Origin of the sequence: Kitasatospora sp. NPDC048715 (assembly GCF_043198905.1) — a bacterium.
Lineage (GTDB): Bacteria > Actinomycetota > Actinomycetes > Streptomycetales > Streptomycetaceae > Kitasatospora > Kitasatospora lactacystinica.
Genome location: NZ_JBICVH010000011.1, coordinates 261,345 through 286,892 on the forward strand (window position 1 = coordinate 261,345; position 25,548 = coordinate 286,892).

At 73.0% G+C, this 25,548-nt stretch carries 22 protein-coding genes; 18 read left to right on the forward strand and 4 right to left on the reverse strand.

Going from position 1 to position 25,548, the window contains the following annotated elements:
* The first annotated feature begins 123 nt into the window (after positions 1-123).
* The 11 genes from ACGFSC_RS22290 (at position 124) to ACGFSC_RS22340 (ending at position 14,229) form a co-directional block, all read left to right on the forward strand.
* The gene (locus ACGFSC_RS22290; protein WP_380348796.1) at positions 124-1,065 is read left to right on the forward strand and encodes an ABC transporter permease; all 942 of its coding nucleotides are present in this window, start codon (positions 124-126) and stop codon (positions 1,063-1,065) included.
* Positions 1,058-1,867: an ABC transporter ATP-binding protein gene (locus tag ACGFSC_RS22295; protein ID WP_359901613.1), complete on the forward strand. Its 810-nt coding sequence runs from the start codon at positions 1,058-1,060 to the stop codon at positions 1,865-1,867. The genes ACGFSC_RS22290 and ACGFSC_RS22295 overlap by 8 nt, the downstream gene beginning before the upstream one ends.
* A 305-nt stretch (positions 1,868-2,172) precedes the next feature.
* The gene (gene hpnC / locus ACGFSC_RS22300; RefSeq protein WP_359901610.1) at positions 2,173-3,135 is read left to right on the forward strand and encodes a squalene synthase HpnC; all 963 of its coding nucleotides are present in this window, start codon (positions 2,173-2,175) and stop codon (positions 3,133-3,135) included.
* A gap of 41 nt (positions 3,136-3,176) precedes the next feature.
* Complete coding sequence (gene hpnD, locus ACGFSC_RS22305) at positions 3,177-4,034, forward strand: presqualene diphosphate synthase HpnD (RefSeq protein WP_359901745.1); 858 nt, start codon at positions 3,177-3,179, stop codon at positions 4,032-4,034.
* A gap of 127 nt (positions 4,035-4,161) precedes the next feature.
* Entirely contained in the window at positions 4,162-5,595 is a 1,434-nt protein-coding gene (hpnE, locus tag ACGFSC_RS22310; RefSeq protein WP_359901607.1) for a hydroxysqualene dehydroxylase HpnE, read from the forward strand.
* Positions 5,596-5,852: 257 nt separating this feature from the next.
* Complete coding sequence (locus ACGFSC_RS22315) at positions 5,853-6,941, forward strand: polyprenyl synthetase family protein (protein ID WP_380348844.1); 1,089 nt, start codon at positions 5,853-5,855, stop codon at positions 6,939-6,941.
* Between the two features lie 151 nt (positions 6,942-7,092).
* Complete coding sequence (gene shc, locus ACGFSC_RS22320; RefSeq protein WP_359901739.1) at positions 7,093-9,030, forward strand: squalene--hopene cyclase; 1,938 nt, start codon at positions 7,093-7,095, stop codon at positions 9,028-9,030.
* Positions 9,027-9,707 (forward strand): 1-hydroxy-2-methyl-2-butenyl 4-diphosphate reductase, encoded by a 681-nt coding sequence (locus ACGFSC_RS22325; RefSeq protein WP_359901604.1) that lies wholly within the window; start codon positions 9,027-9,029, stop codon positions 9,705-9,707. Before shc ends, ACGFSC_RS22325 begins: the two co-directional genes overlap by 4 nt.
* A 2-nt stretch (positions 9,708-9,709) precedes the next feature.
* Positions 9,710-10,738, forward strand: a complete 1,029-nt coding sequence (hpnH, locus tag ACGFSC_RS22330) for an adenosyl-hopene transferase HpnH (protein WP_359901601.1) — start codon at positions 9,710-9,712, stop codon at positions 10,736-10,738.
* A 193-nt stretch (positions 10,739-10,931) separates the two neighbouring features.
* Entirely contained in the window at positions 10,932-12,842 is a 1,911-nt protein-coding gene (dxs, locus tag ACGFSC_RS22335; protein ID WP_359901599.1) for a 1-deoxy-D-xylulose-5-phosphate synthase, read from the forward strand.
* Complete coding sequence (locus ACGFSC_RS22340) at positions 12,832-14,229, forward strand: aspartate aminotransferase family protein (protein WP_359901596.1); 1,398 nt, start codon at positions 12,832-12,834, stop codon at positions 14,227-14,229. Before dxs ends, ACGFSC_RS22340 begins: the two co-directional genes overlap by 11 nt.
* A gap of 127 nt (positions 14,230-14,356) precedes the next feature.
* Here ACGFSC_RS22340 and ACGFSC_RS22345 read toward each other — a convergent pair whose 3' ends face one another.
* Positions 14,357-14,629 (reverse strand): DUF6343 family protein, encoded by a 273-nt coding sequence (locus ACGFSC_RS22345; RefSeq protein ID WP_359901593.1) that lies wholly within the window; start codon positions 14,627-14,629, stop codon positions 14,357-14,359.
* Positions 14,630-14,704: 75 nt separating this feature from the next.
* On the opposite strand from ACGFSC_RS22345, the gene ACGFSC_RS22350 reads away from it, so the two are divergent.
* Positions 14,705-14,956, forward strand: a complete 252-nt coding sequence (locus tag ACGFSC_RS22350) for an I78 family peptidase inhibitor (RefSeq protein WP_359901590.1) — start codon at positions 14,705-14,707, stop codon at positions 14,954-14,956.
* A gap of 144 nt (positions 14,957-15,100) precedes the next feature.
* Here the strand turns inward: ACGFSC_RS22350 and ACGFSC_RS22355 are convergent, their stop codons facing one another.
* Both ACGFSC_RS22355 and fabG read right to left on the reverse strand, forming a co-directional pair.
* The gene (locus tag ACGFSC_RS22355; protein WP_359901587.1) at positions 15,101-15,763 is read right to left on the reverse strand and encodes a phosphatase PAP2 family protein; all 663 of its coding nucleotides are present in this window, start codon (positions 15,761-15,763) and stop codon (positions 15,101-15,103) included.
* Between the two features lie 378 nt (positions 15,764-16,141).
* Positions 16,142-16,909: a 3-oxoacyl-ACP reductase FabG gene (gene fabG, locus ACGFSC_RS22360; protein WP_359901584.1), complete on the reverse strand. Its 768-nt coding sequence runs from the start codon at positions 16,907-16,909 to the stop codon at positions 16,142-16,144.
* Positions 16,910-17,378: 469 nt separating this feature from the next.
* On the opposite strand from fabG, the gene ACGFSC_RS22365 reads away from it, so the two are divergent.
* The gene (locus ACGFSC_RS22365; RefSeq protein WP_380348804.1) at positions 17,379-18,179 is read left to right on the forward strand and encodes a MarR family winged helix-turn-helix transcriptional regulator; all 801 of its coding nucleotides are present in this window, start codon (positions 17,379-17,381) and stop codon (positions 18,177-18,179) included.
* A 181-nt stretch (positions 18,180-18,360) separates the two neighbouring features.
* Here the strand turns inward: ACGFSC_RS22365 and ACGFSC_RS22370 are convergent, their stop codons facing one another.
* Positions 18,361-19,227, reverse strand: coding sequence for an aldo/keto reductase (locus tag ACGFSC_RS22370; protein WP_359901578.1), 867 nt, complete (start codon positions 19,225-19,227; stop codon positions 18,361-18,363).
* A 557-nt stretch (positions 19,228-19,784) separates the two neighbouring features.
* On the opposite strand from ACGFSC_RS22370, the gene ACGFSC_RS22375 reads away from it, so the two are divergent.
* The 5 genes from ACGFSC_RS22375 to ACGFSC_RS22395 all read left to right on the forward strand — a co-directional run bounded on the left by ACGFSC_RS22375 (position 19,785) and on the right by ACGFSC_RS22395 (position 25,538).
* Positions 19,785-21,560, forward strand: a complete 1,776-nt coding sequence (locus tag ACGFSC_RS22375) for an ABC transporter ATP-binding protein (RefSeq protein ID WP_359901576.1) — start codon at positions 19,785-19,787, stop codon at positions 21,558-21,560.
* A 43-nt stretch (positions 21,561-21,603) separates the two neighbouring features.
* Entirely contained in the window at positions 21,604-23,376 is a 1,773-nt protein-coding gene (locus ACGFSC_RS22380) for an ABC transporter ATP-binding protein (protein WP_359901573.1), read from the forward strand.
* Positions 23,377-23,535: 159 nt separating this feature from the next.
* Positions 23,536-23,781 (forward strand): LapA family protein, encoded by a 246-nt coding sequence (locus ACGFSC_RS22385; RefSeq protein ID WP_359911650.1) that lies wholly within the window; start codon positions 23,536-23,538, stop codon positions 23,779-23,781.
* A gap of 47 nt (positions 23,782-23,828) precedes the next feature.
* On the forward strand, positions 23,829-24,557 hold the full coding sequence (locus ACGFSC_RS22390) for an amino acid ABC transporter ATP-binding protein (RefSeq protein WP_359911719.1): 729 nt from the start codon (positions 23,829-23,831) through the stop codon (positions 24,555-24,557).
* Between the two features lie 99 nt (positions 24,558-24,656).
* A complete protein-coding gene (locus ACGFSC_RS22395) occupies positions 24,657-25,538 on the forward strand; it encodes a glutamate ABC transporter substrate-binding protein (protein ID WP_359911653.1) in 882 nt (293 codons plus the stop codon).
* Positions 25,539-25,548: the final 10 nt, after the last annotated feature.

Genomic DNA, 25,548 nt, shown 5'->3' on the forward strand with positions numbered 1-25,548 from the left:
CCGATCGCTGCGGCCGGTGCCCACACACCGGCCGGCTCCCCCGAGATCCCAGTGGATCCCCATCGGTGCACCGGCGGACCTCGCCGACCGGCCGCCCCGACCGATCCCGCGTGAAGGACGAATGTGTCGACAGTGAGTGAACCCGTCAGCCTCTCGGCCCCCAGAGGGGTGGACGCGGGCCTGACCCCCAAGCAGCTTGCGGACAAGTACGGCCTGGCGGTCAGCGGTGCCCGTCCCGGCCTGTTCGCCTACTCCAAGCAGCTCTGGGCCCGGCGCCACTTCATCTGGGCCTTCGCCACCGCCCGCCTGGTGGCCCAGTACACCAACGCCAAGCTCGGCCAGCTGTGGCAGGTGGTGACCCCGCTGCTCAACTGCGCGGTGTTCTACCTGGTCTTCGGCGTGATCCTGGCGAGCAAGCAGGGCTTCCCGGACAACACCTACATCGCCTGGCTCTGCATCGGCGTCTTCGTCTTCCAGTTCACCCAGAACGCGGTGCAGGCCGGCACCCGGGCGATCTCCGACAACCTCGGGCTGATCCGGGCGCTGCACTTCCCCCGGGCCAGCCTCCCGATCGCCTTCACCGTGATCCAGCTCCAGCAGCTGCTGATCTCCATGGTCGTCCTGGTCGTCACGGTGCTCGCCGCCGGCATCACCCCGGGCCGGACCTGGCTGCTGATCATCCCGGCGCTGCTCCTGCAGACGCTCTTCAACACCGGCATCTCGCTGGTGATGGCCCGGATCGGCTCCCGGACCAGCGACATCTCCCAGCTGATCCCGTTCGTGATGCGCGCCTGGATGTTCCTGTCCGGTGTGATGTTCAGCATCCAGGACAAGATCACCCACTGGCCGCACTACATCCAGACGCTGATGTCGCTCAACCCGGCGTCGATCTACATGGACCTGCTGCGGCACGCCTTCGCGCCGGTCATCTACAACCCGCACCAGCCGGTGCACCAGGCCCTCCCGCCGCACCAGTGGGCGTACGGCCTCGCCTGGGGCGTGGGCATGTTCGTCGTCGGATACGTCTTCTTCTGGAAGGCCGAGGAGGAGTACGGCCGTGGCTGACATCGACCTGAGCAAGAGCGACACCGTCCTGGACACGGACGTGGCCCGCGAGCCCACCGTCGTCGTCGACGACGTGCACATCGTCTACAAGGTGCACGGCGCCGGCTCCGGCAAGGGCAGCGCCACCTCGGCGCTGAGCCGCATCATCAGCCGCAAGCGCGCCGCCGGCGTGCGCGAGGTACACGCGGTCAAGGGCGTCAGCTTCACCGCGTACAAGGGTGAGGCGATCGGCCTGATCGGCTCCAACGGCTCCGGCAAGTCGACCATGCTGGCCGCCATCGCGGGCCTGCTGCCGACCGAGAAGGGCGGCATCTACACCAACGGCCAGCCCTCGCTGCTGGGCGTCAACGCCGCGCTGATGAACGAGCTCACCGGTGAGCGCAACGTCATCCTCGGCTGCCTGGCGATGGGCATGACCCCGGCCCAGGTGAAGGCGCGCTACCAGGACATCGTCGACTTCTCCGGCATCAACGACAAGGGCGACTTCATCTCCCTGCCGATGCGCACCTACTCCTCCGGCATGGGCGCCCGGCTGCGCTTCTCGATCGCGGCCGCGAAGACCCACGACGTGCTGCTGATCGACGAGGCCCTCGCCACCGGCGACCAGGCCTTCCAGCAGCGCAGCAAGCGCCGGATCGACGAGCTGCGCAAGTCCGCCGGTACGGTCTTCCTGGTCAGCCACGACAACAACTCGATCCGCGAGGTCTGCGAGCGGACCATATGGATCGAGGCCGGCGAGCTGGTCATGGACGGACCCACCGAGGAGGTCGTCAGCCGCTACGAGCGCGGCGACCGACCGTAGTCTCCGTCACACCCCAGGGGCCGGTTCCGGAACTTCCGGAGCCGGCCCTTCACCGTGCCCGCGGCCCGGCCCGTACGCCCCGCGGCCCCGGCCGGCCCGCCGCCGCGGGGGTGAGCGCGCGGTGCCCGGGGCGGGGCGCTCTTTTCCGCCGGGCCCCGGCGTGCCAGCCTGGTCGTCTCGGGGGCGGTGTGCCGTGCGTGGCCCCCGCGCTCGGACGCGTGTCCGAGTCGGGCCGGTCGTGCCACGCGGTGTAGAACGGGGGAGTGACAGCAGTGTCGGCTTCGGCCCAGCCCAGAGATACGCCGGTGAACGGTTCCGCAGGACAGACCCTGGACAAGGCGGGTGCGGAGAACTTCCCCGTCGCCCCCTTCTTCCTGCCCGCGGCCTGGCGCGACGACCTGATGGCGGTGTACGGCTTCGCCCGCCTGGTCGACGACGCCGGCGACGGCGACCTGGCCGACCCGGCCGCCACCGCCCGCCTGCTCGGGGTCGAGCGGACGCCCCCCGCCACCCCTTCGGCCCAGCCCGGCCCGCCGACCCCGCAGGAGACCGCCTTCCGGCTCGCCCTGCTCGACGGGCTGGAGCAGGACCTCGACCGGGTCTTCGAGACCGCGCTGAGCACCGCCGGCGGCTCCGGGGCCGGCGCCGACCGGCCCCGCCACCCGCTGCTGGACGCGCTCGTCCCGCTGGTCGACCGGCACGGCCTGACCCCCGAGCCGTTCCGCCGTCTGATCGAGGCCAACCGGGTGGACCAGACCACCGCCCGCTACGCGACCTTCGACGACCTGCTCGGCTACTGCACCCTCTCCGCCGACCCGGTCGGCCGCCTCGTGCTGGCCATCGCCGGCGTCTCCACCCCCGAGCGGATCGAGCTCTCGGACGCCGTGTGCAGCGGCCTCCAGGTGGTCGAGCACGTCCAGGACGTGGCCGAGGACCTCGCCCACGGCCGGATCTACCTGCCCGCCGAGGACCTGGCCCGCTTCGGTGTCACCGAGGCGGACCTGGCCGCCCCCTCCGCCGACGGCGCGGTGCGCGAGCTGATCGCCTTCGAGGTCGAGCGGGCCCGCACCCTGCTCGACCGCGGCGCACCATTGGTAGGTACGGTTCGGGGGAGGCTTCGACTGCTCCTGGCGGGATTCACCGCAGGCGGCTACGCGGCCCTGGCGGCCGTCGAGGACGCCGGGTACGACGTGCTCGCCCAGCAGGCGAAGCCTGACAAGCGCCGCCTCGCAGCGAAGGCGGCGGCCATCTTCGCGAAGGGAAGGTGAACGCCCGAGTGGCGGTATCACCACTGGCGTCGGCCCAGGTCATGGCGGCGTACCGGTACTGCGAGGCAGTCACCGGACTGCAGGCGCGCAACTTCAGCTACGGCATCCGGTTGCTGCCCGAACCCAAGCGGCTGGCCATGTCGGCCCTGTACGCCCTGGCCCGCCGGGTGGACGACATCGGGGACGGCGACCTCCCGGACGACCGCAAGGCCGAGGCACTGCTGCGCACCCGGGAACTGGTGGACGAGGTCCGCTCCGGGGTCGTCGCCGAGGACGACACCGACCCGATCAAGGTCGCCCTGGCCGACGCGGCCCGGCGCTTCCCGATCCCGCTCGGCGGCTTCGACGAGCTGATCGACGGCGTCGAGATGGACCTCAAGGGCGCCGAGTACCAGACCTTCGAGGAGCTGAAGGTCTACTGCCGCTGCGTGGCGGGCGCGATCGGGCGGCTCTCGCTGGGCGTCTACGGCTGCGACGACCCGGAGCTCGGGGCGCGCTACGCGGACACCCTGGGCCTGGCGCTGCAGCTCACCAACATCCTGCGCGACCTGCGCGAGGACGCCCTGAACGGCCGCACCTACCTGCCCGCCGAGGACCTGGTCCGGTTCGGCTGCGAGCAGGGCTTCGCCCTGCCGGAGCCGCCGGTCGGCGCGGACTTCACCGGCCTGGTGGCCTTCGAGGCCGCCCGCGCCCAGGCGGCCTTCGAGGAGGGCCTGCGGCTGCTGCCGATGCTCGACCGCCGCAGCCGCGCCTGCACCGCCGCGATGGCCGGGATCTACCACCGGCTGCTCGGCCGGATCGCCACCGACCCGGAGTCGGTGCTGCGCGGCCGGGTCTCCCTGCCGGGCTGGGAGAAGGCGTACGTGGCGCTTTCCGGGCTCGCCGGGGGGCGTTCTTGATTCTCACACCAGTTCTGTCACGCTGTGTCAGCGTGGAATCACGTGCGGGTAGTTCCGTGCCGACCGGGCGAGTACCGGCTTCAGCGACCGCCTGCGGGCGGTCCACCGACTGCGAGGGGGAGGGCCGATGACCGGGCGAGCCGATGCCGCGCGCCCGGCCGCCGTCGTGGTCGGCGGCGGTCTGGCCGGGATCACCACCGCACTGCGCCTCGCCGAGGCCGGCCACCGGGTCACCCTCGCCGAGGGGCGGCCGCGGCTCGGCGGCCTGGCCTTCTCCTTCCAGCGCGGTGAGCTGACCGTCGACAACGGCCAGCACGTCTACCTGCGCTGCTGCACCGCCTACCGCGGCCTGCTGGAGCGGCTCGGCGCCACCCGGCTGGTCAACCTCCAGGAGCGCCTCGACATCCCGGTGCTCTCCGTCACCGGGCCGCGGGCCGCCCCGGTGCGCACCCTGGGGCGGCTGCGCCGGGCCGGCCTGCCCGTCCCGCTGCACCTGGCCGCCAGCCTGGCCCGCTACCCGCACCTGTCCCCGGCCGACCGCGCCCGGGTGGTCCGCGGCGCGCTCGCCCTGCAGCGGCTGGACCTCGCCGACCCGGCGCTGGACGCGATCTCCTTCGGCGAGTGGCTGCGCCGCAACGGGCAGAACGCCGCCACCCAGGCCGCCCTGTGGGACCTGGTCGGCGTCGCCACCCTGAACGGCCGGGCCGACCAGGTGTCGATGGCGCTCGCCGGGATGGTCTTCAAGACCGGTCTGCTCTCCGACCCGGGCGCCTCGGACATCGGCGTCTCCGCCGTCCCGCTCGGCACGATCCACCACGACCGGGCGCTCGCCGAGCTGGAGCGGGCCGGCGTCCGGGTGCTGCTGCGGTCCCGGGTGGCCGAACTGAAGCCGGCCGCGCCGCAGCACGACGTCCGGCTGGAGAGCGGGGAACTGCTCACCGCCGACACCGTCGTGCTGGCCGGCGCCCAGGACAGCACGGCCGCGCTGCTGCCGCCGAACGCGATCCCCGGGCAGGAGCGGCTGGCCGGCTTCGGCACCGCGCCGATCCTCAACGTGCACGTGATCTACGACCGCAAGGTGCTGCGCCGGCCGTTCTTCGCCGCGCTCGGCTCCCCGGTCCAGTGGGTCTTCGACCGCACGGCGCACTCCGGCCTGGCCGCCGCCCCGCTGGGCCGGGCCCACCCGGGCGCCCAGTACCTGGCGCTGTCGCAGTCCGCCGCGCAGGACGAGATCGACCTCCCGGTCGCCGAGCTGCGCCGCCGCTACCTGCCGGAGCTGGGCCGGCTGCTGCCGGCCGCGGCCCAGGCGGAGGTGCTGGACTTCTTCGTCACCCGGGAGCGCACCGCCACCTTCGACCCGGCCCCGGGCAACGGGGCGCTGCGCCCGTCGGCCCGTACCGACGTCGCCGGCCTGCTGCTGGCCGGCTCGTGGACGGCCACCGGCTGGCCCGCGACCATGGAAGGGGCCGTGCGCAGCGGCCACGCCGCGGCGGACGCCGCGCTCGCCGCGGCCGGCACCCGGGTGCCGGTGGACCGCGGCGACGGGAGGTGGCCCAGGTGACGGCGGGCCCCGCCGCCGGAGAGCCCGCCAGAGCCGACGGGCGTACCGTCGAGCGCATCGGCGCAACCACCGGCCGCGGCCCGTCCGGCCGCACCGGCACCACCGACACCGGCACCACCGACACCGGCACCACTGACACCGGCACCACCGACACCGACACCGGCACCATCGGCACCGGCACTCGATTCGACACCTGCCGCACTGCCGGCACCCGGCCGCCCCGTGCGGTCCGGCACCACGAGGGAGAGGGAACGCACGTGGAGTCACGCACCGGCTTCGCCGTCGGAGGCACGGCGCACGCCGAACCGGTCTCGGTGCCGGAGCTGCTCGCCCGCAGCCGTACGCTCTGCACCCCGCCGCTACGGGCCGCCGTCGCCCGTTTGGCCGCACCCATGGACACCGTCGCCGCCTACCACTTCGGCTGGATCGACCGGGACGGCACGCCGGTGACGGGGGACGGCGGCAAGGCCGTGCGCCCGGCGCTGGCGCTGCTGTCCGCCCGGGCCACCGGCGCGGCGGCCGAGGTGGGGGTGCCCGGCGGGGTCGCGGTTGAACTGGTGCACAACTTCTCCCTCCTCCATGATGATCTGATGGACGGTGACGAGACCCGACGGCACCGGGCCACCGCCTGGACGGTCTTCGGGCCGGCCCAGGCGATCCTGGTCGGCGACGCCCTGGCGACGCTCGGCACCGAGGTGCTGCTCGACGCCGCGGTGACCGGCGGCGCCAGCGCCACCGATGCCGCGCGTGCCGTCCGACTGCTCACCACGGCGACCCGCCGGCTGATCGACGGCCAGGCCATGGACGTCGCCTTCGAACAGCGCGACAGCGTCACCGTCGCGGAGTGCCTGGAGATGGAGGGCGGCAAGACGGCGGCCCTGCTGGCCGCCGCCTCGGCGATCGGCGCCGTCCTGGCCGGCGCCGACGACAAGGTCTCCGGCGCGCTCCAGCGCTACGGCCACCACCTCGGCCTGGCCTTCCAGGCGGTCGACGACCTGCTCGGCATCTGGGGTGCCACCGAGGTCACCGGCAAGCCGCACTGGGGAGACCTGCGCCAGCGCAAGAAGTCCCTGCCGGTGGCCGCCGCACTGGCCGAGGGCGGAGCGGCCTCGCGCCGGCTCGCCGAGCAACTGGCCGACCCGAAGGGACGCGGGGAGGAGAGTGAGCCCGAGCTCGCCGACCGGGCCGCGCTGATCGAGGAGGCCGGCGGCCGCGCCTGGACCCAGGAGGAGGCCCGCCGCCAGCACACGACTGCCCTCGCCGCCCTGGACGAGGTGCCCATGACCGACGAGGTGCGCGAGCACTTCGTCGCACTCGCCGAATTCGTGGTGGTACGAGAGAGGTGACGTTACGTTGACAGCAACCGCGGACGGCCGGCTCGACCCTGAGTACGATCCCGAGCCGGTCGCGGTGGGCGACCGCCCCCCGGCCCTGCTGGGCACGGGGCGGTGGCAGCCCGAGGACACCGACCAGCTCCGGCCGGCCGGTGGGGCGGACCTGCGGCCGGCCGACGCGCGGGAGGCCCTGGCCCGCGCCACCACCCACCTGCTCTCCCTGCAGTCGTCCGAGGGCTGGTGGAAGGGCGACCTGGAGACCAACGTCACCATGGATGCCGAGGACTTACTGCTCCGCCAGTTCCTCGGAATCCGCACCGAGGAGCTGACCCACGCCACCGCCGAGTGGATCCGCTCCCAGCAGCGCGAGGACGGCACCTGGTCCACCTTCCACGGCGGGCCGCCCGAGCTGTCCACCACCGTCGAGGCGTACGTCGCGCTCAAGCTGGCCGGCGACGACCCGGACGCCCCCCACATGCTGGCCGCCGCGCGCTACGTCCGCTCCGCCGGGGGCATCGCGGCCGCCCGGGTGTTCACCCGGATCTGGCTCGCCCTGTTCGGCTGGTGGCCCTGGGACCGGCTGCCCGAGATGCCGCCCGAGATCATCTTCCTGCCCAAGTGGCTGCCGCTGAACATCTACGCCTTCGGTTGCTGGGCCCGCCAGACCATCGTCCCGCTGACCGTCGTCTCCTCCCACCGCCCGGTCCGTCCGGCCCCCTTCGCGCTCACCGAGCTGCACACCGACCCGAACGACCCGTACCCCCACCGGCCGCTCGCCCCCGCCACCACCTGGGACGGCCTCTTCGAACGCCTCGACAAGGCGCTGCACGCCTACCACCGCCGGGCCTTCCGCCCGCTGCGCCGACTGGCCGTCTCCCAGGCCTGCCGCTGGATCGTCGAACGGCAGGAGGCCGACGGCTGCTGGGGCGGCATCCAGCCCCCCGCCGTCTACTCGCTGATCGCCCTGCACCTGGAGGGCTACGAGCTGGAGCACCCGGTGGTGAAGGCCGGGCTCTCCTCCTTCGACCGCTTCACCGTGCACACCGAGGACGGCAAGCGCTGGCTGGAGGCCTGCCAGTCCCCGGTCTGGGACACCTGCCTGGCCACCATCGCCCTGGTCGACGCCGGGGTGCCGGCCGACCACCCGGCGCTGGTCTCCGCCGTCGACTGGATGCTCGGCGAGGAGATCCGCAAGCCCGGCGACTGGGCCGTGAAGCGGCCCGGGCTCGCCCCCGGCGGCTGGGCCTTCGAGTTCGAGAACGACACCTACCCCGACATCGACGACACCGCCGAGGTGGTGCTCGCGCTGCGCCGGGTCGCCCACCCCGATCCGGGCAAGGTCGACGCGGCGGTGGACCGGGGCGTGCTGTGGAACCTCGGCATGCAGTCCAAGAACGGCGCCTGGGGCGCCTTCGACGTGGACAACACCGGCACGCTGCCCAACAAGCTGCCGTTCTGCGACTTCGGCGAGGTGGTCGACCCGCCGTCCGCCGACGTCACCGCGCACGTGGTGGAGATGCTCGCCGAGACCGGCCGCTCCCGAGACCCCCGGACCAGGCGCGGCGTCGAATGGCTGCTGCGCAACCAGGAGGCGGACGGCTCCTGGTTCGGCCGCTGGGGCACCAACTACATCTACGGCACGGGCTCGGTGCTGCCCGCCCTGGTGGCGGCCGGCGTCCCGGACGAGCACCCGGCGATCCGCCGGGCGGTGCGGTGGCTGGAGGACCGGCAGAACGCCGACGGCGGCTGGGGCGAGGACATGCGCTCCTACGACGACCCGGCGCGCTGGGCCGGGCGCGGCGACTCCACCGCCTCGCAGACCGCGTGGGCGCTGATGGCGCTGCTCTCGGCCGGCGAGGGGCCGCAGGGCCGGGCCAACCCGGCGGTGGAGCGCGGCGTGGACTGGCTGGTGCGCACCCAGCTGCCCGAGGGCACCTGGGACGAGCCGCAGTTCACCGGCACCGGCTTCCCGTGGGACTTCTCCATCAACTACCACCTGTACCGGCTGGTCTTCCCGGTCACCGCGCTCGGCCGCTACCTCAACGGCGCCCCGGGCACGGGCCGGCCCGACGGCGCCCCGGCGATCGGGGCGGCCCGGTGACCACCGCGCCCCTGCTGGTGCTCTGCGCCCTGGGCCCCGAGGTCTGGGCCCTGCGCGGCGGTGACTGGCGCGGCGCGGTCGGCGGCTCCCCGGTACTGCTGCGCACCGGGGTCGGCCGGCGGCGCGCCGGGACGGCCGTCCGACGGCTGCTCGGCTCCGCCCCCACCGGCTACGGCGCCGTGGTGGTGGCCGGCTTCGGGGCCGCGGTCGGCCCCGGTGTCCTGCCCGGCGACGTGGTGGCCGCCGACGGCGTGCGCGACGCCGAGGGCCACCTGTACCCGGTCGACTCCGGCCCGGGGCTCACCCGGGCGCTGAAGGAGCGCGGCCTGACCGTGCACACCGGCGTCCACCACACCGCCGACCACGTGGTGCGCGGCATCGAACGGCGCGCCCTGCACCTCCAGGGCGCGCTCGCCGTCGACATGGAGGCCGCCGCCGTCCTGGCCGCGCTGTGCGAGGTGCGGCCCGCGCTGCCGGCGGCCGTCCTGCGGGTGGTGGTGGACACGCCCGAGCACGAGCTGCTGCGGTTCGGCACCCTCCCGGCCGGGGTGCGTGCCTGGCGGACCCTGCGGGCGACGGTCCCCGCCCTGGTCGACTGGTACCGGCAGGAGCGCGCGCCCGGCTCCGCAGACCTGAACCACCCCACATCCTCGACGCTCCCCCAGGAGGCGAGCTAGCCATGGCCATGCCGTTGCGCCAGACCGTGCGGGTCGGCACCTACCTCATGCAGCAGAAGCTGTTCAAGCGCCGGGACAAGTTCCCGCTGATCGTGGAGCTGGAGCCGCTCTTCGCGTGCAACCTCGCCTGCGAGGGCTGCGGCAAGATCCAGCACCCGGCGGGCGTGCTGAAGCAGCGGATGCCCGTGGCCCAGGCGGTCGGCGCGGTCCTGGAGTCGGGTGCCCCGATGGTCTCGATCGCCGGCGGCGAGCCGCTGATGCACCCGCAGATCGACGAGATCGTCCGGCAGCTGGTCGAGCGCCGCAAGTACGTCTTCCTCTGCACCAACGCGCTGCTGATGCGCAAGAAGATGGACAAGTTCACGCCCTCGCCGTACTTCACCTTCGCGGTGCACATCGACGGCATGCGCGAGCGGCACGACGAGTCGGTGGCCAAGGAGGGCACCTTCGACGAGGCGGTGGCCGCGATCAAGGAGGCCAAGCGCCGCGGCTTCCGGGTCACCACCAACAGCACCTTCTTCAACACCGACACCCCGCAGACCGTCATCGAGGTGCTGGACTACCTCAACGACGAGCTCAAGGTGGACGAGATGATGATCTCGCCCGCCTACGCCTACGAGAAGGCCCCCGACCAGGAGCACTTCCTCGGCGTCGAGCAGACCAGGGAGCTCTTCCGCACGGCCTTCGCCGACGGCAACCGCAAGCGCTGGCGCCTCAACCACAGCCCGCTCTTCCTGGACTTCCTGGAGGGCAAGGCCGACTTCGAGTGCACCCCCTGGGGCATCCCCAACTACTCGCTGTTCGGCTGGCAACGGCCCTGCTACCTGATGGCCGACGGCTACGTGCCGACCTACCGCGAACTGGTCGAGAAGACCGACTGGAGCAAGTACGGCCGCGGCAAGGACCCGCGCTGCGAGAACTGCATGGCCCACTGCGGCTACGAGCCGACCGCCGTCCTCGCGACGATGGGCTCGCTCCAGCAGTCGCTGCGCGCCATCACCGAGACCGTCAGCGGCAACAAGGGCCGCTGAGACGGGAGCCGGCCCCCGGGTCGGCACCCCGGCCCGGGCCCCGCGCCCGGGCCGGCTCCGCCCAACCGGGCCGGGCCCGTTCCCGAACCGGGCCCGTTCCCGAACCGGGTCCGTTCCCGAACCGGGCCGGGCCCCGCGCCGCCCGGGCCGGCCGGAGGCGCCACCGCACCGCTCCGAGTCGTGAGGTGTACCCATGTCACTGCTCTCCCGCGTCACGTCGCCGGCCGAGCTGCGCAAGCTCCCGGCGGCCGAACTCCCGCTGCTCGCCGACGAGATCCGCGACTTCCTGATCGACGCCGTCACCCGCACCGGCGGCCACCTGGGGCCCAACCTCGGCGTGGTGGAGCTGACCATCGCGCTGCACCGGGTCTTCGACTCGCCGTACGACCGGATCGTCTTCGACACCGGCCACCAGAGCTACGTCCACAAGCTGCTCACCGGCCGCCAGGACTTCAGCCGGCTGCGGATGCGCGGCGGACTCTCCGGATACCCCTCGCGCGGCGAGTCCGAGCACGACCTGGTCGAGAACTCGCACGCCTCCACCGCGCTCTCCTACGCCGACGGCCTGGCCAAGGCCGCCCGGCTGCTCGGCCAGCACGACCGGCACACCGTCGCGGTGATCGGCGACGGCGCGCTCACCGGCGGGCTCGCCTGGGAGGCGCTCAACAACATCGCCGAGGCGCGCGACCGGCCGCTGGTCATCGTCGTCAACGACAACGAGCGCTCCTACGCCAGGACCATCGGCGGCCTCGCCAACCACCTGGCCACCCTGCGCACCACCCAGGGCTACGAGCGCTTCCTCGCCCTCGGCAAGGAGGCCCTGCAGCGCACCCCGCTGGTCGGCCAGCCGATCTTCGACGCGCTGCACGGAGCCAAGAAGGGGTTCAAGGACGCCTTCGCCCCACAGGGCATGTTCGAGGACCTCGGCCTCAAGTACCTCGGACCGATCGACGGCCACGACCTGGGCGCGGTCGAACAGGCGCTGCGCCAGGCCCGCAACTTCGGCGGGCCGGTCATCGTGCACTGCCTGACCGTCAAGGGGCGCGGCTACCGGCCGGCCGAGCAGGACGAGGCCGACCGCTTCCACGCCGTCAACCCGATCGACCCCTACACCTGCCTGCCGATCTCGCCCAGCGGCGGCGTCTCCTGGACCTCGGTGTTCGGGGACGAGCTGGTCACCCTCGGCGCCGAGCGGCCGGACCTGGTGGCGATCACCGCGGCCATGCTCCAGCCGGTCGGCCTGGCCCCGTTCGCCAAGGCCTACCCGGAGCGGACCTTCGACGTCGGGATCGCCGAGCAGCACGCCGTCACCAGTGCGGCGGGGCTGGCCACCGGCGGGCTGCACCCGGTGGTCGCGGTCTACGCGACCTTCCTCAACCGGGCCTTCGACCAGGTCCTGATGGACGTCGCCCTGCACCGGCTGGGCGTCACCTTCGTGCTCGACCGCTCCGGGGTGACCGGGCCGGACGGCGCCTCGCACAACGGCATGTGGGACATGTCGATCCTCCAGGTGGTCCCCGGCCTGCGGCTCGCCGCGCCCCGCGACGCCGAACAGCTGCGCGCCCAGCTGCGCGAGGCCGTCGAGGTCCGGGACGCCCCGACCGTCGTGCGCTTCCCGAAGGGGAACGTCGGGCCCGCGGTGCCGGCCGTGGAGCGGACCGGCGGGGTGGACGTGCTGCTGCGCACCGGGCGGGTGCCGGAGATCCTGCTGGTCGCGGTCGGCACCACCGCCTCCGCCTGCCTGGACGCGGCCCGGCTGCTGCTCGCCGAGGGCTTCACCGCGACCGTGGTCGACCCGCGCTGGGTCAAGCCCGTCGACCCGGCGCTGCCCGAACTGGCCGCCGCCCACCGGCTGGTGGTCACCGTCGAGGACAACGGCCGTACCGGCGGCGTCGGTTCGGTCCTCGCCCAGGCGCTGCGCGACGCCGACGTGGACGTGCCGGTGCGGGTGCTCGGCCTGCCCCAGGAGTTCCTCGGCCACGCCTCGCGCGGGGAGATCCTGGAGGAGGCCGGACTGACCGGCACCGGGGTCGCCGCCCAGACCGCCGTCTTCGCCAAGAACCTGCTACCGACCCGAGGAGCGAACCCGCGCCATGCCGGCTGACCCAGACCGCCCCTTCGACCTCGCCGCCCTGATCGCCGAACGCGGCGGCGAGCGCTACGAGTTGCAGAGCCGCTACCTCAATCCGCAGCTGCCGCGCATGCTGCACACCATCGGCTTCGACAAGTACTACGAGCGCGCCGAGGGCCAGTACTTCTACGACGCCGAGGGCAACGAGTACCTCGACATGCTGGCCGGCTTCGGGATCTTCGCGCTCGGCCGCCACCACCCGGTGGTGCGCTCGGCGGTCCAGCAGGTGATGGACCTCGACCTGCCGGACCTGGTCCGCTTCGACTGCCCGCCGCTGCCCGGACTGCTGGCCGAGCGGCTGCTGTCGTACGCGCCCGGGCTGGACCGGGTGTTCTTCGGCAACAGCGGCACCGAGGCGGTGGAGACCGCGCTCAAGTTCGCCCGGTACGCCACCGGGCGCCGGCGGATCCTCTACGCCGACCACGCCTTCCACGGACTGACCACCGGCTCGCTCTCGGTCAACGGGGAGAACGGATTCCGCAAGGGCTTCGACCCGCTGCTGCCGGACACCGCCATCCCGCTCGGCGATCTCGGCGCGCTGGCCAAGGAGTTGAAGCGCGGCGACGTCGCGGGGCTGATCGTCGAGCCGATCCAGGGCAAGGGCGTCCAGGCTCCGCCGCCCGGCTGGCTGCGCGCCGCCCAGGCCCTGCTGCACGAGCACAAGGCGCTGCTGATCTGCGACGAGGTGCAGACCGGCATCGGCCGCACCGGCGAGTTCTTCGCCTACCAGCACGAGGACGGGGTCCTGCCCGACCTCGTCTGCGCGGCCAAGGCGCTGTCCGGCGGGTACGTGCCCATCGGGGCGACGCTCGGCAAGAGCTGGATCTTCGAGAAGGTGTACTCCTCGATGGACCGGGTGCTGGTGCATTCGGCCAGCTTCGGGTCCAACGCCCAGGCCATGGCGGCCGGGCTGGCGACCCTGGAGGTGATGCGCGACGAGCAGGTGGTGGAGAACGCCCGCAAGGTGGGCGACCACCTCCGCGAACGGCTGGCCGCACTGGTCGACACCTACGAGCTGCTCGCCGAGGTGCGCGGGCGCGGGCTGATGATCGGGATCGAGTTCGGCCGGCCCAAGTCGCTCAAGCTGCGCACCGGTTGGACCGCGCTCCAGGCGGCGCGCAAGGGGCTGTTCGCGCAGATGGTGGTGGTGCCGCTGCTGCAGCGGCACCGCATCCTGACCCAGGTGTCCGGCGACCACCTGGAAGTGATCAAGCTGATCCCGCCGCTGATCATCACCGAGCGCGATGTGGACCGGTTCGTGGAAGCCTTCAGCGACATCATGGACGAGGCCCACCGGGGGAGCGGCCTGATGTGGGACTTCGGGCGGACGCTGGTCAAGCAGGCGGTCGGCGGCCGCTGAGCCCGGGGCCGCGCGTGGCGCGGACTGGGAAGCCGGGGGTGTGGAGTGGGAGCCGGGGCGTGGGAAGTCGGTGGCGCGGAGTGGGAAGTCGGCCGGGCCGACTTCCCACTCCATGGGAGACACCACGTCAGAGCTCGGTCCGGCGACGCCGGATCACCACCACGAGATCGACGGCGGCGAACAGGGTGAGCAGGCCGCAGGCCACGGCGAAGCCGGTGAGGGTGCCCCGGCTGGGCGCGCCGTCGGCGGGGGAGGCGGCCGCCCAGAGTGCGAAACCCACCGTCGCCAGTGCGAACAGCGGAGTGAAGGTGAGCGAGAGCAGGTAGCGGAGCTTGAGATCGCTGCGGGCGGTGGCCGGCTCGGTGCCGCTGCGCCACCGTCGCGGAGTGGTGGTGCGCATGCCGTTCACCTCTTGACCACGCCGGTCGGGCTACGATTCCAGCGTACGTCCGAGGAGACGAGCCGGGGAGGCGCGATGTCGGGTTCGGGCGCGGTGGGGGCGGGGTCCGGCGCGGCGGGTCCGGGCGCCGGTTCGGGGGCGGGGGGCCAGGACGGCGAGGGATACGCGGGGCTGCGGATCGAGCGGGCCCGGGAGCTGGCCCGGAGGCACGGCTGGGCGTCGGTCCGGGTGCTGGAGCCGGGGGACCTGATGACCATGGAGTACCGCCAGGGGCGGCTCAACCTCGCGGTGCGCAACGGTGTGGTCGAGCGCAGCTGGGAGGGGTAGGTCCGGCCCGTTCCGTCGGCTCGGGGCCGGGTCCGGCTTCGGCATTCGGGGTTCGGCTTCGGCTTCGGTGCGGACCTGGTGCGGGTCCGGTCCGGTCGGGTTCGCCGTGGCTCGGGTGCGGTTCGGGTCGGGCGTGGCTCGGGTTCAGCAGGGCAGGTGCCGGCGGGCGAAGCGCCGGCGGAGCCGCTGTTCGGCGGTGGCGACCAGGGGCTCCAGCAGTGGCAGCGAGAGCAGGACGAGCAGTCCGGCGGCCCAGCCGGCCAGGACGTCGGTGACCCAGTGGGTGCCCAGGTAGACCGTGGTCAGGCCGATCGAGCAGGCGGTGGCGGCGGCGATCAGCGCGCCGGTGCGCCGCCAGCGGACGGCGAGGTAGGCGAGCACCCCCCACGTGACCACCGCGTTGGCGGTGTGGCCGGAGGGGAAGATGGTGCCGCCGGAGAAGAGCTCGGGCGAGCCGACGTACTGGGCGTAGTGCGGGCCGAGCCGGCCGGTGACGATCTTGACCGCGCCGACGGTGACGTTGAGCAACAGCAGCGCGATGCCCATGACCAGCAGCGGGCGCAGCCGGCCGAGGCGGTGGGCCCGCCAGCCGAGCCAGCAGAAGGCGGCGATCGCCGAGGGCCCGCGTTGCCCGGCGACCACCCAGGTGTCGAGCAGCGGCTCCAGCCGGGGCCACCGCTCGTAGGGGCGCAGCAGTCGGACCGACCAGTCGAGGTCGACCAGCTCGGTGTTGAGCAGGACCCCGGCCAGTACCAGCAGGTAGCCGGCGAGGGTGACGGCGAGCAGGGCGGCCTGCCGTCGGCTCATCGGGGGCCAGCCGGGTTCACCGGGGCCGGGGCCGGCCGGGGGGAGGGGGTGTCCCGGGGTGGTGGGGCGTTCCCGGCGGTCGGGTTCGGCGGTGCGGCGCTCCGGCCTCTGGCGCGGAATGGGAGCGGGGGTACTTCTGGATTGCACGGGGTGACCTTACCCAGCCGGACAGGGCTATTCCGGTGGTAATTGTCATTTTCCCGGGAAATCGACAATTGGGTCGATCGGGGCTGGCTCGGGGGGTGATTTCCACTATTCCAGGATCGAAAGTCCGTGTGGTCGTCGAATGATTCTGCAAAAGCCCCGGTAAAGCAGGAGGAGTGGGAGGCCGGTGCGACCGGCTTCCCACTCCGTGGTAACCCTGTGTAGGTTCCGTGCTCAGTCGAGGGGGCCGCCCGCGACGTAGATCACCTGGCCGGAGACGAAGCCGGCGCCCTCGCTCGCGAGGAAGGAGATGGTGTGGGCGACGTCCTCAGGCTCGCCGACCCGCTGGACCGGGATCTGCGAGGCCGCGGCCCGCTTGAAGTCTTCGAAGTCCATGCCGACCCGGGCGGCGGTGGCTGCTGTCATGTCCGTGGCGATAAAGCCGGGGGCGACCGCGTTGGCCGTGATGCCGAACTTGCCCAGCTCAATGGCCAAAGTCTTGGTGAAGCCCTGGAGCCCCGCCTTGGCGGCCGAGTAGTTGGCCTGGCCGCGGTTGCCCTGGGCCGAGGAGGAGGACAGGTTGACGATGCGGCCGAAACCGGCGTCGACCATGTGCTTCTGCACGGCGCGGGTCATCAGGAAGGCGCCGCGGAGGTGAACGTTGATGACCGTGTCCCAGTCGGACTCGGACATCTTGAAGAGCAGGTTGTCGCGGAGTACGCCCGCGTTGTTCACCAGGACGACCGGGGTGCCGAGCTCGGCGGCCACCCGGTCGACGGCGGCCTGGACCTGCTCGGCGTCCGAGACGTCGGCGCCGACGGCCAGCGCCCTGCCGCCGGCGGCGGTGATCCGGTCGACGGTCTCCTTGCCGGCCGCCTCGTCGAGGTCCAGGACGGCGACCGCGTAGCCGTCGGCGGCCAGCCGGACGGCGGTGGCGGCGCCCAGGCCGCGGGCGGCGCCGGTGACGACGGCGACCCGGGGGGCGGTGCTCTGCTCGGTCATGCTCGGTCTCGTCTCTCTCGGGGTTGCCTCCCGGGGAGAGCCCCCGGAGAGGGTGGCCACACCCTACCGGCGGGTAGGGAGGGCGGCCAGGGTGGAGAGACGCAGGTGACGGTGGGTAAGGACCGACCGGTCGGCTTTCTGCTGAGAACGAGTTACTGCAAGCCGTTCGCAGTCCGTAAATATGCCAATGTTGCCGAACCTGCGTCTACTATCCGCCCCTGCCTGCCAGCAAGGGCCCGCCGTTTGTATAGTGTCCGCCAGCAGCCACCGGCTGCACGGCTGGAGCGCCCTCCCTCATAGCTGGACGCCCACTCGCCGTTACTGCCCCACCCGGGTGTCCCACACACACCGGGTGTGACATCGGGACGGATACATGGTGCTGGGGGAGATCCCGACAACCCGCGTGTCTGCGCGACTGCAGCAGTCGCCCGGACACCTCATTCGCGTTGCACAGCAGGTCCACACCCGTTTGTGGTCCGAACACGTCGGAGCCGATCTCACGGCTCCGCAGTTCGCCGTGCTGCTGGTCCTGGCCCTGGAACCGGGTGCGGACCAGCGGACGGTCGGCGAGCGGGCCTCGCTCGACAAGGCCACGATGGCGGAGATGGTCGCGCGGCTGGTCCGCCGCGGCCTGGTGCTGCGCAGGCGCGACCCGGCCGACGGCCGGCGCAAACTGTTGGCGCTCTCGCAGAGCGGTGCCCAGGCGGTGCGCGAGGCCACCGGTGGTGTGGTCCGCGTTCAGCGCGTCCTGTTCGAGCCGCTCTCTGCGGAGGAGCAGGTCGAGATCGTCCGGGTGATGGCCAAGATAGCCAGGCTGGAGCCCGCGGCGGTCGCCGTCATCACCGACGCGCGGCCGATACTGGACGCCCAGCGGGCGATCGGCTACCTGATCAGGGTGAGCCAGCAGGTGCACACCAAGCTCTGGTCGGAGCACGTGGGCGCCGAGCTGACGGCTCCGCAGTACGCGGTGCTGGACGCGCTGGAACTGGAACCGGGCGCCGACCAGCGCACGGTCGGCGAGCTGGCCTCGCTGGACAAGGCCACGATGGCCGAGATGGTCAGCCGACTGGTGCGCCGCGGTCTGGTGCAGCGCCGGCGCGACCCCTCGGACGGGCGGCGCAACCTGCTCTCGCTCTCACCGGCGGGACAGGACCTGCTGCACCGCTCGGCCGCCGGGGTGGCCGAGGTCCAGCGGCTGCTGCTGGCCCCGCTGGAGGAGAGCGAGCACGAGGCCGCGCTCGCGCTCATCGCGAAGGCGGGCAGGCTCTAGGTCAAGACTTCGCCGCAGTAGCCAAAACGATTCGCCAAAACGCTGAGGGTCCATGGCCATGGACTTTGACGGATCGGGGTACACCTGAGGCCGCCCGCTCCCCCCACGGGAGCGGGCGGTCTTCGGCATGACGGCCGTCAGGCGATCCGGGTGTCCGGGGGCCGGACCCCCGGGCCGGGCGTCAGTTCCAGTCGAACTCCTGCGGGTCCGGGCCGATCCGCTTGCCGGTGGCCACGGCGGCGATCGCCGCGAGGTCCTCGGCGTCCAGCTCGAAGCCGGCGACGTCCAGGTTCTCGCGGATCCGGGACGGGGTGACCGACTTCGGGATGGCGATCACGCCGCTCTGGAGGTGCCAGCGCAGCACCACCTGGGCGACCGTGCGGCCGTGCTTCTCGGCGGTCTTCACCAGGGCGGGCTCGGCGAGCAGGTCCTTGCCCTGGCCCAGCGGGCTCCAGGCCTCGGTGGCGATGCCGTGCTCGGCGTGGAACGCGCGCAGCTCCGCCTGGGGGAAGTACGGGTGCAGCTCGACCTGGTTCAGGGCCGGGGCGACGGAGGCCTCGCCCAGCAGGCGGCTCAGCTGCTCGGTGCCGAAGTTGGAGACGCCGATCGACCTGACCCGGCCGTCCGCCTTCAGCTGCTCGAAGGCCTTCCAGATGTTCAGGTAGCTGTCGCCGTGCATCGGGCGCGGCCAGTGGATCAGGTAGAGGTCGAGGTATTCGAGGCCGAGCTTGGCCAGCGAGGCGTCGAACTCGCGCAGCACCGCGTCGCGGCCCTGCTCGCCGGACCAGTCGCGGGTGCCCGAGTTCCACAGCTTGGTGGTGACGTAGAGGTCCTCGCGGGCGACGCCGCCCGCCAGGGCCTCGGCGATCGCCGCGCCGGTGCCGGCCTCGTTCTCGTAGATGGCCGCGGTGTCGATGGAGCGGTAGCCCGCCTCGATCGCGGTGCGGACGGCCGGGGTGGCCTCGGCGTCCGGGACCTGCCACACGCCGAAGCCGAGCTGCGGGATCTGCGCGCCGTCGTTGAGGGTGACGGTGGGGATGGTGCTCACGGGAAGGGGTGCCCTCCTGATTGTCCTGTGGTTCCAGTGGGGGCAACTGGCGTCCCGGTGTGATTGTTCCCGCCGAACGGGCGAATCTTGGGTGAAGCTTTGCGGGGGTTTGGCCGAGGGGCCGGCCGACCCGGGGCGGGGTCGGGACCGCCCCGGCGGGGCGTGCGGGGGGCGTGCGGGTCCGGCTCGCGGGGGCCGGGGTGCGGAGCGCGCGGGCCGGGGCGAAAAGCCGTGGTGAAAAACACGTTGCGCAGATCGCGCGGAGGTTGGCAGGCTCCCGATCATGACGTCCTGACTCTCGGGCCCTTCGTGCCCATCCCACCCCGTCCGGCTCCGCTCCGGGCGCATCGTCGACGTCGCGCCGCAGCCGTGCTGCCGTGCCGCGCGTCATCCGCCTGCCGGTTCGGGCCGCTCCTCGTCGGGCCGCCCGCCGTAGGGCCGCCGTCCGCACTGCGCGCACGTCACCCCGGTGCTCCGTGCGCGCCGCTCCTCGAACTCCTGTAGCTCTCCCGAACCCCTGTGCGCTCGTGGCCGCGCACCGCTCGTATCGGAGTGTCATGCTGCTCACCCCCCTGCCGCTGGCCGATCCCGGCAGTCCCGACCTCTCCTCACCCCCGGCCTTCCTGCGCTGGCTGCAGCGGCGCCAGCGGCGCGGGCAGGTGCTCGCCACCCTCTGGTCGCTGATCGAGCTGGGGTGCCGGGCCGCCCTGCCGATACCGCTCGGGTTCGGCGTGCAGGCCGCCGTGGACGGTGACGCCGGCGGGATCTGGCGGGCCGGCGGGATCCTGCTGCTGCTCGGTGCGGGTGCCGCGCTCGGCGCCGTGCTGGTGCACCGCCAGGCGGTCTGGAACTGGATCCACGCGGCCACCCACGTAAGGCAGTTGGTGTCCCGGCAGGCCTCGCGCCTCGGGGCCGGGCTGTCCCGCCGGATCGCCACCGGAGAGGTCGTCGCGGTCGGCAGCGGGGACGTCGAGCGGATCGGCTGGTACGTCGAACTGGTCGCCCGGGTCCGGTCGGCGGTGATCGTCTGGCTGGCCGTCAGCGTGGCGGTGCTGCTGGTCGATCCGGTGCTCGGGGCCGGGGTGCTGCTCGGCGTCCCGGTGCTGGCGGCCTCCGTCTGGCCGCTGATCGGGCCGTTCGAGCGGCGCTACGAGCAGCAGCGCACCCTCGGCGGCAAGGCCACCGAGCTGGCGGCCGACACCGTCGCCGGGCTGCGGGTGCTGCGCGGCATCGGCGGCGAGGAGCTGTTCCTGGAGCGGTACCGGGCCGCCTCCCAGAAGGTCCGGGCCGCGGCCGTCCGCTCGGCCCGGATCCAGTCGCTGATGCAGGCTCAACAGGTCTTGCTGCCAGGCCTGTTCGTGGTCGGCGTCACCTGGTACGGCGCCCGGCTGGTGGCCTCCGGCGAGCTCGCCGTCGGCACCCTGATCGCGGTCTACGGCGCCACGGCCTTCCTGGCCGCCCCGCTGCGCATCCTGGGCGAGGCGGCTCACGCGTGGAGCGTGGCCCGGGTCTCCGCCGCGCGCACCGTCCGGGTGCTCTCGCTCGGCCGGACGGCCGGCACGGCCGATGCCTCACTGGTCCGGCCGGACAAGGCCGACCTGCACGACCCGACGAGCGGGCTGACGGCGCGGGCCGGCGAGCTGACCGCGGTGGTCTGCGGGGACCCGGACTTCGCGGGGGCGCTGGCCGAGCGGCTCGGCGGCCACGTCCCGCCGGCCGAGGGCGAGCGGGCGCAGGCCCCGGTGCGGCTCGGCGGCACGGAGCTGGACGCGGTGCCGCTGGCCGAGGCCAGGGCGGCGGTGCTGGTCCACGACAAGGAGCCGGTACTGCTCTCCGGCACGCTGGCCGAGCTCTTCGACATCCCCTCCTCGGGGCGGGTCACGGCCGCCGCGGCCCTGGCGGCGGCCCGGTCGGAGGACGTGCTGACGGCCCTGGCGGAGGGTTCGCCGGAGTGCGGGGGAGACCCGATGCGCGCCCGGATCACCGAGCGCGGACGCTCGCTCTCCGGCGGGCAGCGCCAACGGCTCGCCCTGGCCCGCGCCCTGCTGGCGGACCCGCCGGTGCTGGTGCTGGACGAGCCCACCAGCGCGGTGGACGCCCACACCGAATCGAGGATCGCCTCCGGGCTGCGGGACACCCGGGCGGGCCGCACCACCGTGGTGTTCGCGACCAGCCCGCTGCTGCTCGACCGGGCGGACCGGGTGGTGCTGCTGCAGGAGGGCCGGGTCGTCGCGGCCGGGCCGCACCGCGAGCTGATGCGCACCGAGTCGGCCTACCGGGCCGTGGTCACCCGCGGCGAGGAGGCGGTTGCTCCGGTGGGTGAGGCCGTATGAGGAAAATCGTCAACTTCCCTGCTACGCAAGCGAGGAGCACGTCATGAAGCCTCCGTTCCAGGAGGAACAGGAGCCGGCCGCCACCCTGCCGGTCGGCTCCCCGGCCGCGGTGCGCGGGTACCTGCTGCTGCTCGCGCGGCGGCACCGCGCCGGGTTCTCCGCGGTGGTGTCGCTGCACTCCGTGGCCACCGTGGCCGGGCTGGTCGGGCCCTGGGTGCTCGGGCGCCTGGTCGAGTCGCTGGCCACCGGGACCGTCGGGTCCACCATCGCGGTGGCGGTCGCCTGGTACCTGCTGGCACTCGTGGTGCAGGCGGCGTTCACCGGCTGGTCGCGGATGCGCGGCGCGGTGCTCGGCGAGCGGGTGCTGGCCGACCTGCGCGAGGACTTCCTGGTCCGCTCGGTGGCCCTGCCGACCGGCGTGCTGGAGCGGGCCGGTACCGGGGACCTGGTCTCCCGGGGCACCACCGACATCGACCGGCTGGACAAGTCGGTGCGCGAGGCAGTGCCCGAACTCGCCGTCGCCGTGGTGTCGTTGCTGCTGGTGCTCGGCGCGCTGCTGGTCACCTCGCCACTGCTCGCGCTGACCTCGCTGATCGGGCTTCCGCTGCTGCTGGTCAGCTCCCGCTGGTACTTCCGGCGCGCGCCGCAGTCCTACCGCAGCGAGTCGGCCGGGTACGCGGCGGTGAGCAACGTGCTGGCCGAGACGGTGGACGCCGGGCGGACGGTGGAGGCGCTGCGGCTGGGGGACCAGCGGGTCCGGCTGACCGACCGCAAGCTGCGCGAGTGGTTGGCCTGGGAGCGGTACACCCTGTGGCTGCGCTCGGTCTGGTTCCCGACCATCGACGCGGTCTACACCTTGGCGGTGCTCGCCACCATGCTGTTCGGCGGGCTGTTCACCGTCCAGGGCTGGATCACCGTGGGCCAGTTGACCACCGGCGTGCTCTACGCGCAGATGCTGACCGGCCCGGTGGACATGATCCTGCGCTGGTACGACGAGCTCCAGATCGGCCAGGCCTCGCTGGCCCGGCTGGTCGGCGTGCGCGAGGTGCCCGAGCACGAGGGGGACGAGTCCGTCCTGCCGGACGGCCGTCGGGTCGAGGCGAAGGACGTCCGGTTCGGGTACCGCGAGGGCGCCGACGTCCTGCACGGGATCAGCCTGGACGTCCCCCCGGGCAGCCGGGTCGCGCTGGTCGGGCCGTCCGGCGCGGGCAAGTCCACCCTCGGCCGGCTGCTGGCCGGGATCTACGCCCCCGGCCGCGGCAGCGTGACCCTTGGCGGGGCGGCGCTGGCGCGGATGCCGGCCGAGCGGGTGCGCGCGGAGGTCGCCCTGGTGAACCAGGAGCACCACGTCTTCGTCGGCACCCTGCGGGACAACCTGCGGCTGGCCGCGCCCGGGGCGGACGACACCGAGCTGCGGGCCGCGCTGGACGCCGTGGACGCCGGGGCCTGGGTGGACGCCCTGCCGGACGCCCTGGACACCGAGGTCGGCTCCGGCGGCACCTCACTGACCCCGCCGCAGGCCCAGCAGCTGGCACTGGCCCGGCTGGTGCTGGCCGATCCGCACACCCTGGTGCTGGACGAGGCCACCTCCCTGCTGGACCCGCGGGCCGCCCGCCATCTGGAGCGCTCGCTGTCCCGGGTGCTGGAGGGGCGGACGGTCATCGCCATCGCCCACCGGCTGCACACCGCGCACGACGCGGACGTGATCGCGGTGGTCGAGGGCGGGCGGATCAGCGAGTACGGCAGCCACCCGGAGCTGGTCGCGGCGGGCGGTCCGTACGCGGCGCTCTGGCGGTCCTGGCGGGACGAGCGGTAGCGGGCTCCGGTCCGGCCGGCGGCCGGACCGGAACGGGCCGGAGTCGGGCCGGAGCGGACTCAAACCCGTACGGGGCCTGATTGCCCCGTACGGGTTACTCCCTGGCCCGGAAGAGCGCGTAACCGGGCAAATCGGCCGCCCGGCCCGCAGACTGCTCCGGTGACCAAGATTTCAGACGGACCATCCCGTTCCCCGCGCGGTGAGATCGGCGGCATCCCCACGCGCTACATCGGGATCGGCGTCATCGTCGTCCTCGCCGTGTGGTTCCTGTTCGCCAACCTCGACAGGGTCCAGATCCAGTTCTGGGTCTTCACCGTCACCGCGCCGCTCTGGATCGCGCTGCTGGCCACGCTGATCGCGGGCGTCGCGCTGGGCTGGCTGCTGAAGGGACGGCGCAACAGGTGACCGCGGCCCCCGGGCCGGCGCCGGCCGGCGCCTCGGCCTTCACCCCGCTGATCGAGATGCGCGGGGTCAACAAGCACTTCGGGGACCTGCACGTCCTGCAGGACATCGAGCTGACGGTCGGGCGCGGCGAGGTGGTCGTGGTCATCGGCCCGTCCGGCTCCGGCAAGTCGACCCTCTGCCGGGCGATCAACCGGCTGGAGCCGATCGAGGTCGGCACCATCCTGATCGACGGCCACCCGCTGCCCGAGGAGGGCAAGGGCCTGGCCAGGCTGCGCGCCGAGGTCGGCATGGTGTTCCAGTCCTTCAACCTCTTCGCGCACAAGACCGTGCTGCAGAACGTCTCGCTCGCGCAGATCAAGGTCCGCGGCCGGCCCAGGGCCGAGGCGGACGCCAAGTCCCACGCGCTGCTGGAGCGGGTGGGCCTCGCCGACCAGGCCGCCAAGTACCCGGCGCAGCTCTCCGGAGGGCAGCAGCAGCGGGTCGCGATCGCCCGCGCGCTGGCCATGGACCCGAAGGCCCTGCTGTTCGACGAGCCCACCTCGGCGCTCGACCCCGAGATGATCAACGAGGTGCTGGACGTCATGCGCCAGCTCGCGAGCGAGGGCATGACGATGATCGTGGTCACCCACGAGATGGGCTTCGCCCGGGCCTCCGCGAACCGGGTGGTGTTCATGGCCGACGGCCGGATCGTCGAGGACCGCGCCCCGGAGGACTTCTTCAGCGCCCCTGAGAGCGATCGCGCCCGGGACTTCCTGTCCAAGATCCTGAAGCACTGAGGCGGCGCCGTGAACCGTGAGACGACGCCCGGGGCTCGGCCCGCGGAGAGGCCGGTCGCGCGGCCCGGGGTGCGGCCCGCCGCACGGGCGGGCAGGCGCGTGCTCGCCGTCGCCCTGCTGCTCGCCGCGCTGGCGGCCGGCTGCGGAAAGCCCGGGACCCCGCCGCCCAAGGGCCCGCAGCCCAGCGCCCTGCCCAGCTACCAGGTCCAGGACGCCTCCGCGATCACCGGCTCGCCGACCCTGGACGCCGCCCGCAGCCGGGGCCACCTGGTGGTCGGCGCCAAGGAGGACCAGCCGTACCTGGGCCAGAAGAACCCGGCCACCGGCGAGTACTCCGGCTTCGACATCGAGATCGCCAAGATGGTCGGCGCCTCGCTGGGCTTCCCGCCGGACCGGATCCAGTTCAAGACCATCGCCTCGGCCAACCGCGAGACCGCCCTGCAGAACGGCCAGGTGGACTACTACGTCGGCACCTACACCATCAACGACAACCGGAAGAAGCTGGTCGGCTTCGCCGGCCCGTACTTCATCGCCGGGCAGTCGCTGCTGGTGCGCAAGAACAACGACACCATCCACGGCCCGGAGGACCTGGACGGCAAGAAGGTCTGCTCGGCGGCCGGATCGACGCCGTACCAGCGGATCCAGTCGAAGTACCCGAAGGCCGAGCTGATCGGCTACGACACCTATTCGGCCTGCGTGGACAACCTGATCACCAACCAGGTCGACGCGGTGACCACGGACAACGCGATCCTGCTCGGGTACGCGGCCAAGGTGCCGGACGAGCTCAAGGTGGTCGGCCCGCTGTTCTCGACCGAGCCGTACGGGATCGGGGTGCCGAAGGAGGACACCGTGCTGCGCGGCGCGATCAACGACGCGCTGGAGCACCACATCCAGAACGGCGACTGGCAGAGGGCCTTCGAGGCGACCCTCGGCCTCTCCGGGGAGCCGGCGCCCACCCCGCCGCAGATCGACCGGTACTGAGAGGGCCGCG